This window comes from Aeromonas sp. PrichA-15 (genome assembly GCF_017939245.1).
GTDB classification, from domain to species: Bacteria; Pseudomonadota; Gammaproteobacteria; order Enterobacterales; family Aeromonadaceae; genus Aeromonas; species Aeromonas caviae.
Map to the genome: position 1 here is coordinate 1 of NZ_JAGKRH010000009.1, position 9,714 is coordinate 9,714.

Below are 9,714 nucleotides of genomic sequence, written 5' to 3' on the forward strand. Positions count from 1 at the left end.
GTATAACCTGGCCAGAAGGAGGCAATATCAATATGATGCACGGCGACAGCAGGGTGATGGTGGTGGTGTGTTTGGCGACAACCAGTTTACCAGCACCCTGTCTGTCAACTTCCACTTTCCCAGGATCCCGCGAAGAACCTTTTTTTTTGCCCGCCATCTGGCCTGGATCCCCCCTTATTGAGTGGATCCCGATGAGGGATCCTCCTCACAACTTCCGCCAATTCCTCCTGTACAAATGTTATCCCGCTCACACTCCTGCTGAAACGGTTTAGCTTGCATATTGAGTCAGCTAAAGCGGTTTAGCTATCCTCAGCTCGTCAACAACAACAGAGCCCGGACGGGCGACAGAAGACAGGTGAGGACGATGACGATGTTCAAGAGCAAGTTGGCGCTGGCCGTGGCGCTGGGATTGGGAATGAGCAGCCCGCTGTGGGCGGCGGATGGTGGTATCGAAGCCAGGCTGGCGGCGCTGGAGGCGCGGGTGCAGGCAGCCGAGGCGCGCGCCACCGCTGCCGAAGCGCGGGCCGACGAGGCCCAGAGCAAGGCAAACGAAGCCCGCGAGACCGCCGTGGTTGCCAAGGCCCAGAGCGAGAAGGTGGACAAGCAGACCGCCGGGGCCCAGGGCTTCGAGTTCCACGGCTATGCCCGCTCGGGCCTGCTGGTGAACGGCAACGGCAATGGTGGCCGCGGCGGCCCCTACATCACCCCGGCCGGCTCGGTGGGCGGCGCCGTGGGTCGCCTTGGCAACGAGGATGACACCTACATGGAGGCCAACCTGCTGAAGACCCAGACCTTCGACGATGGCAGCTGGGCCCGCTACAAGCTGATGCTGGCGGACGGGGTGGAGACCAGCAACGACTGGACCGCCAGCGATTCCAGCCTCAATACCCGCCAGGTGTTTGCCGAAATCGGCGATCTGGCGAGCTTCAGCGGTCCTTTCCAGCACTCGGTGCTCTGGGCGGGCAAGCGCTTTGACCGGGACAACTTCGACATCCACTGGCTCGACTCGGACGTGGTCTTCCTGGCCGGTACCGGCGGCGGCGTCTACGACGTGCAGCTGGCCGACAGCTGGAAGGCGAACTTCTCCCTCTACGGGCGCGACTACGGCGACATCAGCGCGAGCGGTCTCTCCGACATCGAGAGCTACATCCTCACCATGAACAACCGCGTTGGCAACTGGCAGTGGATGCTGAACGGCCTCTCCGCCAAGGACAACGAGGCGCGCATCAACGACGGCGGCGCGGGCAGCGAAGCGGCGAACAAGGGGGCCCACACCCTGGTGGCCTACCACGCCGACAGCTTCTTTGGCATCAACCCCGGTTTCTCCAAGGCGGCGGTGCTGTATGGCCACGGTCTGGGTGCCGAGCTCAAGGGGCTGGGCTCCGACAGCGAGCTGCTGCCGGATGCCGATGCGGTGCGGGTCGCCGTGTTTGGCGCCACCGATCTTGCGCCCCGCTGGCGTGTGGCCCCGGCCCTGCTGGCCGAGCACAGCCAGGATCGTTACGTGAAGGGGGACGAGTACCGCTGGGTGACCCTCAATGGCCGCCTGGCCCAGGTGCTGAGCCAGAACGTCGAGCTGGTCTACGAGGCGACCTGGCAGTACATGGACCTCGATCCCAAGGGCTACAAGGGTCGCCAGGCGGTGAGCGGCGATTTCACCAAGCTCACCTTCGCGCCGACCTTCAAGGCGCAGACCGCCGGCTTCTTCGAGCGGCCCGAGCTTCGGGTGTTCGCCACCTGGATGGACTGGTCCTCCGAGCTCGACAACTACGCCAGCTCCGATGCCATGGGCCAGAGCAACTTCACCGCCGGGGGCGAGTGGAACTTTGGCGTGCAGATGGAAACCTGGTTCTAGTTCGTTATCCCGATCACAAAAATGGCAGGCGGCCCCGGGATCTGTTGGTTAGCTAAAACGGTTTAGCTGATAATGCGGACCCAGAACCCGGGGCTGACCCCGGCAAATCCTGTGCAGCAGTGGAGTAGCAACAAGGTGACGAATCGTGTGTGGGTAATGGGGGATGCGGTAGTGGACTTGATCCCGGAAGGGGAGCAGTACTACCTCAAGTGTCCGGGTGGCGCACCGGCCAACGTGGCGGTGGGCGTTGCCCGGCTCGGCGGGGAATCGGCCTTCATTGGCCGGGTCGGCGCGGATCCCTTCGGCCGCTTCATGGGGGAGACCCTGGCCAGGGAGGGGGTCGACATTCGCCACCTGATCCAGGATCCGGCCCATCGCACCAGCACGGTGCTGGTGGATCTCGATGAGGCGGGGGAGCGCAGCTTCACCTTCATGGTGCGCCCGAGCGCCGATCAGTTCCTGAGCCCCGCCGATCTGCCGGTCTTCCAGGCCGGGCAGTGGCTGCTGACCTGCTCCATTGCGCTCGCCAACGAGCCGGTGCGCAGCAGTTGTCTGCAAGCCATGGCGACCATCCGTGCCGTCGGGGGGCGGGTCTGCTTCGACCCCAACCTGAGGCCAGAGGTGTGGGGCAACCCTGCCGAGATGCTGCCCGTGGTGCGCGAGGCCATGGCCCTCGCAGACGTGGTCAAGCTCTCGGTGGAGGAGCTGCAACTGCTGAGCGGTCTGGACGATCTGGCGGCGGGGCTTGCCACTCTTTCAGGCCCGGCCCTGGTGCTGGTGACCCGGGGGGCGGCCGGTGTGGTGGCCCGTCTGGGTGGCGAGTTGCTGGAGTGGGTGGGGCCCAAAGTGACGCCACTCGATACCACTGGGGCGGGGGACGCCTTCGTTGCCGGGCTGCTGGCGGCCTTGGCCGAACGGACCTCGCTGCCGACGCTGGCCGAGCTGCCCGCCATTCTGGCTCAGGCCCACGGCTGCGGGGCGCTCGCCACCACCGCCAAGGGGGCGATGACGGCACTGCCCACCCGCACCCGGCTGGATGAATTTTTGCGATCAGGCGCAGACGGTTGTTGATCTGCGGCTAGAAGCCCGGCTCGACAGCCCCTACTCTCATGTGACAAGGGCCCGCCAGCGTGGCGGGTCATAAGAGGAAGAATATGAATATCAGTGCGATAGCCCAGGATCTGGTGCCCCTGCTCGGGGGCAAGGAGAACATCGTCAGCGCCGCCCACTGCGCCACCCGGCTGCGGCTGGTGCTGGCGGACGACAGCAAGGTGAACAAGGCCGCCATCGACAAGCTGGAGGGGGTCAAGGGGTGCTTCAGCAACGCCGGCCAGATCCAGGTCATTTTCGGCACCGGCCTGGTCAACAAGGTCTATGCGGAGTTCGTCACCCTGACCGGGACCGGCACCGCCAGCAAGGCGGAGCTGACCGACATGGCGACGGCCAAGCTCAACGTGGCCCAACGTCTGGCGCGGACCCTCTCCAACATCTTCGTGCCCATCATTCCGGCCATCGTCGCCTCCGGTCTGCTGATGGGGCTGCTCGGCATGGTGCGCACCTACGGCTGGGTCAACGCCGACAGCGCCCTGTTCGTCATGCTCGACATGTTCAGCTCGGCAGCCTTCATCATCCTGCCGATCCTCATCGGCTTTACGGCGGCGCGCGAATTCGGCGGCAATCCGTACCTCGGGGCGACCCTTGGCGGCATCCTCACTCACCCGGCCCTGACCAACGCCTGGGGCGTGGCCGGGGGCTTCAAGACCATGGACTTCTTCGGCCTGGATGTCGCCATGATCGGCTACCAGGGCACTGTCTTCCCGGTGCTCCTGGCGGTCTGGTTCATGTCCCACCTGGAGAAGCAGCTGAGAAGGCGCGTCCCTGACGCCCTGGATCTCATCCTCACCCCGTTTTTGACCGTTATCATCACCGGCTTCGTGGCGCTGCTTTTCATCGGCCCCGCCGGGCGGGTGCTGGGGGATGGCATCTCGTTCGGTCTGAGCGCCCTCTATGAGCAGGCAGGCTGGCTGGCGGGTCTGGTGTTTGGCGGCACCTATTCCCTTATCGTCATCACCGGCATCCACCACAGCTTCCACGCCATCGAGGCTGGGCTGCTGGCCAACCCTGCCATCGGCGTCAACTTCCTGCTGCCCATCTGGGCCATGGCCAACGTGGCCCAGGGCGGGGCTTGCCTCGCGGTCTACTTCAAGACCCGGGACGTGAAGATCAAGGCCATCACGGTGCCGGCGGCCATGTCCTGCCTGCTCGGCATCACCGAGGCGGCGATCTTCGGGGTCAACCTGCGCTACATCAAGCCCTTCCTGGCCGGCCTGTTCGGCGGGGCCTGCGGCGGCGCCTACGTGGTGGCGGCCAAGGTCGGCATGACGGCGGTGGGCCTGACCGGCATCCCGGGCATGGCCATCGTCCAGCCCATGAGCCTCATCCACTACGTCATCGGTCTGGTGATCGCCTTTGGCGCCGCTTTCGCCGCCTCCTACCTGCTCAAGTACAAGGTGGAGTGATGAAGGAAAGCCATCTCCTGAACCAGGTTGTCCGGTCCCTGCTGGCCGGACAGCTCAAGGCGGCGGCCGATCCCCATCGGCCCCGCTGGCATCTGGCAGCCCCGGTGGGGCTGCTCAACGATCCCAACGGCTTTATCGAGCACGACGGGCGCTACCATCTTTTCTACCAGTGGAACCCGCTCGGTTGCGAGCACCGCAACAAGGGCTGGGGGCATGTCACCTCCACCGATCTGCTGCACTGGCAGCACGAGCCGGTGGCGCTGCTGCCCACCGAGGCCTATGAGAGCCACGGCTGCTATTCGGGCTCGGCGGTGAGCGACGAGCAGGGGCGTCTGACCCTCATCTATACCGGCAACGTCAAATACCCGGACGGCAGCCGCACCGCCTACCAGTGTCTGGCCCGTGCCGACGGTGAGGGGGGCTTTGCCAAGCTGGGACCCGTGCTGGACCTGCCCGCAGGCTACAGCGGCCATGTGCGCGACCCCAAGGTGTGGCACGACGGTCGGCAGTGGCTGATGGTGCTGGGGGCCCGCACCCTGGACGATCGGGGTGAGGTGCTGCTCTATCGCGGTGACACCCTGGATGCCTGGACACTGGTGGGCCCCATCGCCGGCAGCGGGCGCGGCGGTCTCGGGGAGTTTGGCTACATGTGGGAGTGTCCGGACCTGTTCCCCCTGGGAGATCGCCATGTGCTGATCAGCTGCCCGCAGGGGATTGCCCCGCAGGGAGAGGATTATCGCAACCTCTACCAGTGCGGCTGGCTGGCGGGTGACTTCGACGGCGAGCGCTTCGAGCACGGGGCTTTCCACGAGTTGGACAGGGGATTCGAGTTCTATGCCCCCCAGACTACCCAGGACAGTCAGGGGCGGCGCCTGCTGTTCGGCTGGCTGGGCTTGCCGGAGGAGAACGAGATGAGCCAGCCCACTCTCGAGCACGGCTGGATCCACCAGATGAGCTGCCCGCGGGAGCTGTTCTGGCAGGATGAGTGGCTCTGCCAGCGGCCGGTGGCTGAGCTGGGCGCCCTGAAAGGGGAGCAGACCCGCTTCGAGGGGGCGCCGGACGAGCTGCCTGCCCTGGCCATCGACTCGGCCTGGCTCGATCTGGCGCTGACCGGCGAGGGGAGCCTTCGCCTCGGCACTGTGGCCGAGCTGGTGTGGCAGCCGGGGCGCATCATCCTGCGGCGCCAGAACTGGCAGAGCGGGGAGTGGGAGGCGCGAAGCGCCCCTTGGCTTGGGGGCAAGATCACCGTCTTGTGTGACCGCTCCAGCCTGGAGTGCTTCGTCGATGGCGGGCGCCAGAGCTTGTCGACCCGTTACTTCCCCGGCGAAAACCCAGTACTTTCCGCACGTTGCGGTGGTGATGGCAGCAAAATTTGTCTCGATCACTGGCCGCTGGCGACCTGCCTAGTACAATAGCCCGGTGTCAGTTTGCCGGGAGGTCAGGTGGAGAAGAAGAAACGGATCACGATTGCCCAGATAGCCACGCTTGCGGGGGTCTCCAAGGCCACCGCCAGTCTGGTGCTCAACGGCAAGAGTGCGGAATACCGCATCGCCGACGATACCCGCAAGCGGATCCAGGCGGTGGCGGACGAGTGCCACTATCAGCCGAGCATCCATGCTCGCTCCCTGCGGGAGGTGCGCAGCTACACCTGGGGGCTGGTGATCCCCGACCTCACCAACTTCGGCTTCGCCAGCATCGCCCGTGCCCTGGAGGCCCGCTGTCGGGAGGCGGGGATCCAGCTGCTCATCGCCTGCTCCGAGGATGACCCCACCCTGGAGCAGCGGGTGGTGGACAACCTCATCAGCCGTCAGGTGGATGGCCTCATCGTCGCCTCCAGCGGCCACAGTGACGACATCTATGCCCGCATCCACGACCGCTTGCCGGTGGTGCAGCTCGACCGCCACATCGGTGAGTCGCGCCTGCCCATGGTGATCTCGGACGCCTGCAAGGCTACCGCCGAGCTGGTGCAGGATATGGCCGAGGATTGCGGGGAGGAGATCTACTACTTCGGCGGTCTGCTGGATCTCTCCCCCAGCCGCCACCGGCTGGCGGGTTACGAGCTCGGATTGCACCGGGCCGGGCTGGAGGCCACTTCATACCGGGTCCGCCACCGTGACTACCAGCCGAGCTCGGGTTATCAGCTGATGTCTGAGCTGGTGGACGAACTCGGGGCACCGCCGAAGGGGCTTTTTACCGCCTCCTTCACCCTGCTGGAGGGGGTGCTGCGCTACCTCAACGAGGCGGAACTGATGGAGACCGGCATGCGCCTGTGTACCTTCGACGATCACGATCTGCTCGACTGCATCCCCATGCGCATCGATTCCGTGGCCCAGGATTGCCCGGCCCTGGCCCGGGCCGCCTTCGAGATGATGCAGCAACTCATCGCGGGCAATCCCCCAGCCCAGACCGCCCAGGTCATTAACCCCAGGGTGCGCTGGCGCAGCCGCCGTTAGGCACACGGCTTCCCTTTCCTGTGAAAAAGCCCCGCCGGATCCGGCGGGGCTTTTTCTGCTGCGCCTGGTATGAGGGCGTCAATCGGTGATGCTGGCCCGCCAGAAGATCTGCTTGATGTGAGGGTGCTCCCCGAGCGTGTTCATCAGGGCATCGAGCTTGGTGCCATCGATGGCGGTGGCGAGCAGCGTCGCCGAGATCTCGAGATCCTGATCGCCGAAGGGGGTGATGTCGAGCTCGCTCAGGGGGTAGTGGGCCTGCTCCAGCATCTGCTCGAGCCAGGGCAGTACCTCCTTCTGGTGAGCGCGGCCTATGAGAGCGGTCACGTGATAGGTCACTTCGGTGTCCATGTTGTCCACCGGGTCACGGTTTATCTGGTTGACCAGGGGGCGCAGCAGGGTGTTGGCGGCCAGCACGAAGAGGGCGCCGAGGATGGCCTCCAGGGCGAACCCGGCGCCGCAGGCGGCCCCGACAGCGGCCACGCCCCACAGGGTGGCAGCTGTGTTGATGCCCCGGATGTTGCCGGATTCACGCATGATGACGCCAGCGCCGAGAAAACCGATGCCGGAGACGATGTAGGCCACCACGTGGACGACCCCGTAACTGCCACCATGCAGGTCATAGATGCGCTGGGCCAGGTTGACGAACAGGGCCGCCCCCACGGCGACCAGCACGTTGGTGCGAAGGCCGGCGGTGCGCTGGCGGTACTGGCGCTCCAGGCCGACCAGGCTGCCCAGCACGAAGGCGAGCAGCAGGCTGGCCAGGGTGTCGAGCAGGGCGAGAAAATCGAGTTGTTGCCACATTCTCATGAATGGGTCTCCTTCTGGGGATGCCGACCAGCTTTCGCCCCCGGGTTGCGTGAGAGACGGGGGGCAAGGTCGACATCGTGGTGAATGCAAGGGCGCGACCCGCCTCCTGACGGGGCGGGATGGCGCAGAACAGGGAAGAGGCCCTTCACGGTTGCCCGGGAAGGACCTCGCCTCGTTCGAGGGTCAATGGCTGGTGGTGGCGTCGTCCCCGGCGCGGGGGCGCAGTTCCCAGCGTACCGGGTGGACAGCCCCGACCTGGTGGATGAACTGCACCAGGTAGCGGCGCTGGGGCGGCGTGCAGTAGAGGCTCAGCACCAGCACGCGGCCTTCACCGCGCCCGGGCTGCATGGATTGCATAGGACTGAGTCCGGCCGGTTGCAGGGTGTGGCTCACTGCGGCCAGCACCTGCTCCATGTCGGCTCTGTCTTCGCAGCGGATGTGCAGCCGATAGAGGTGCTGACGCCGTTTGCCACGTTGCCAGAGTGGTCGCAGGCCCCGTCCCAGTCTGCTCAGCAGGGAAGGGGATTTGTCAGCGACAGGGTTGTTTGAAATCAAGCGCATAGCAGCCTCCTTTTGGGAAGCAGAAACTATGCAGGCAAGGTGTCGTGGGATGAGTCCCCGTCACCTGACGTCAAGTGTGAAAAGCGGGGAAAAGAGGAGTCCACTTCTCGCAGGGTGGCGAGTCGCGGCAGAGAATAACCTGCGGCTAGCTCGCGACCAGGGTGCCGACGACGAGGGCCGGCGTGCGTCTGTCACTTGATGAGTTGCCCACCGATGGTCTCCGCTAGTGATAAAGAGGCGACATGGTAGCCGATACGGCAGCCTGGGTAAACCCCGAGCCCTTGATAGCAACATATTGAAACATAATAAAAAAGAGATGAAAGCGCCGGTGAAGGGAGCCCTCTTCCCTTCACCGGCGGGCCCTTGGGGGGTTACCGGGTCTTGTCGATGCCCAGGTATTTGAGCATCCGTTTTTCATAGATGGGTTCGGTGTCGTCCACCTGCATCTTGTGCAGGAAATACTTCTCGAACGCTATCTTGGCCAGGTGGACCCACTTCCCTTTCTTGGACCAGGCGACGTTACGCGGCGGGATCTGGGGCATGGCCACGAAGGCGGCCCCTGTGTCCCCCATGTCCGCCAGACAGATGGCATTCCACACCGCCCGGGTGACCGGGGGTTGGCCGTCCAGCTCCGCCTTGATGTTGTGGCTTAAGGTGCGCACCATGGCCTCGATCATGTAGCCGGTCTTGGGCACCCCGGTCGGTACCGGCGTCTTGTGCTGGGGCGGGATGGCGATGCAGACCCCGGCGGCGTAAATCTGCGGGAAGACAGGGTTGCGCTGGTGTTCGTCGACGATGACGAACCCGCAGGGATTGACCAGCCCCTCGAGGCCCCGCAGGGGGCTGATGCCGGCGAAGGCGGGCAGCATCATGGCATGCTTGTAGGGGAGGCTGTGGGTGCGCTTGACGTTGCCATCTTAAATGCGAAAGGGGACTCCCTCCGACGTAGGTGGGAGGGGAATTTCGCCGGGGCGTCAGCCCCGCTGGTTTTGAATGTATTGCTTGATCACCTCCAACGGTGCTCCGCCGCAAGAGCCCGCAAAGTAAGAGCGTGACCAGAGTACGGGTTTGCTGTAAGCACCTCTCAAGTCCAGAAATTCATTACGCAGTCGCCTTGATGTGACCGCCTTTAACGAGTTCACCAGTACCGATAGCTGCACCGTTGGCGCGTACTCTATCAGCATGTGAACATGATCAGCCTCTCCGTCACACTCTTTCAGTTCCGCACCAAAATCTCTGCAAACCTCTGCCGCACACTGACCGAAGAAGGCGTGATGCAGATCCCCCAGTATCGGCTTTCGATACTTGGTGATAAACACCAAATGTACGTGCAAAACGTAGGTCGCATGGCGTGATTTATTAATTTTAGTGAATCCTGATTACCCATGATTAGCAGTCAGTTACCACGAACTATACTGATCTTACGTACAGTTATCGAGGTGCGAGATCATGGCCAAAAGCAAAATCCAATTCCAGAAAGGCTACAGCCTGTTTGAGTTTCTCAAGGACTATGGCACTG

Annotated in this window: 10 protein-coding genes; 6 read left to right on the forward strand and 4 right to left on the reverse strand. The window is 64.1% G+C overall.

Going from position 1 to position 9,714, the window contains the following annotated elements:
- From J9889_RS02100 to J9889_RS02125, 6 genes are all read left to right on the forward strand, one after another.
- On the forward strand, positions 1-181 hold a 181-nt coding region (locus tag J9889_RS02100), incomplete at its 5' end, for a hypothetical protein (protein WP_210555895.1).
- A gap of 183 nt (positions 182-364) precedes the next feature.
- Positions 365-1,855, forward strand: coding sequence for a carbohydrate porin (locus J9889_RS02105; RefSeq protein WP_080944225.1), 1,491 nt, complete (start codon positions 365-367; stop codon positions 1,853-1,855).
- A 111-nt stretch (positions 1,856-1,966) separates the two neighbouring features.
- Positions 1,967-2,926 carry an aminoimidazole riboside kinase gene (locus J9889_RS02110; RefSeq protein WP_109112198.1) on the forward strand — a complete coding sequence of 320 codons (960 nt, stop codon included), beginning with the start codon at positions 1,967-1,969 and terminating at the stop codon, positions 2,924-2,926.
- A gap of 83 nt (positions 2,927-3,009) precedes the next feature.
- Positions 3,010-4,374 (forward strand): sucrose-specific PTS transporter subunit IIBC, encoded by a 1,365-nt coding sequence (locus J9889_RS02115; protein ID WP_210555896.1) that lies wholly within the window; start codon positions 3,010-3,012, stop codon positions 4,372-4,374.
- A complete protein-coding gene (locus J9889_RS02120; protein ID WP_210555897.1) occupies positions 4,374-5,789 on the forward strand; it encodes a sucrose-6-phosphate hydrolase in 1,416 nt (471 codons plus the stop codon). The genes J9889_RS02115 and J9889_RS02120 overlap by 1 nt, the downstream gene beginning before the upstream one ends.
- A gap of 27 nt (positions 5,790-5,816) precedes the next feature.
- On the forward strand, positions 5,817-6,827 hold the full coding sequence (locus tag J9889_RS02125; RefSeq protein WP_210555898.1) for a substrate-binding domain-containing protein: 1,011 nt from the start codon (positions 5,817-5,819) through the stop codon (positions 6,825-6,827).
- Between the two features lie 78 nt (positions 6,828-6,905).
- Here J9889_RS02125 and J9889_RS02130 read toward each other — a convergent pair whose 3' ends face one another.
- From J9889_RS02130 to tnpA, 4 genes are all read right to left on the reverse strand, one after another.
- Complete coding sequence (locus J9889_RS02130; RefSeq protein ID WP_210555899.1) at positions 6,906-7,634, reverse strand: MgtC/SapB family protein; 729 nt, start codon at positions 7,632-7,634, stop codon at positions 6,906-6,908.
- A gap of 183 nt (positions 7,635-7,817) precedes the next feature.
- Entirely contained in the window at positions 7,818-8,195 is a 378-nt protein-coding gene (locus J9889_RS02135; RefSeq protein WP_210555900.1) for a hypothetical protein, read from the reverse strand.
- Between the two features lie 371 nt (positions 8,196-8,566).
- Positions 8,567-9,067, reverse strand: a complete 501-nt coding sequence (locus tag J9889_RS02140; RefSeq protein ID WP_227262951.1) for a hypothetical protein — start codon at positions 9,065-9,067, stop codon at positions 8,567-8,569.
- A gap of 102 nt (positions 9,068-9,169) precedes the next feature.
- Positions 9,170-9,559: an IS200/IS605 family transposase gene (gene tnpA, locus J9889_RS02145; protein ID WP_210555901.1), complete on the reverse strand. Its 390-nt coding sequence runs from the start codon at positions 9,557-9,559 to the stop codon at positions 9,170-9,172.
- Between the last annotated feature and the right edge of the window lie 155 nt (positions 9,560-9,714).

Coding starts and splice junctions, on each gene's coding strand:
- J9889_RS02105 (WP_080944225.1), top strand. CDS start 365: ATGACGATGTTCAAGAGCAAGTTGGCGCTGGCCGTGGCGCTGGGATTG.
- J9889_RS02115 (WP_210555896.1), top strand. CDS start 3,010: ATGAATATCAGTGCGATAGCCCAGGATCTGGTGCCCCTGCTCGGGGGC.
- J9889_RS02120 (WP_210555897.1), top strand. CDS start 4,374: ATGAAGGAAAGCCATCTCCTGAACCAGGTTGTCCGGTCCCTGCTGGCC.
- J9889_RS02130 (WP_210555899.1), bottom strand. CDS start 7,634: ATGAGAATGTGGCAACAACTCGATTTTCTCGCCCTGCTCGACACCCTG.
- J9889_RS02135 (WP_210555900.1), bottom strand. CDS start 8,195: ATGCGCTTGATTTCAAACAACCCTGTCGCTGACAAATCCCCTTCCCTG.
- J9889_RS02140 (WP_227262951.1), bottom strand. CDS start 9,067: ATGATGCTGCCCGCCTTCGCCGGCATCAGCCCCCTGCGGGGCCTCGAG.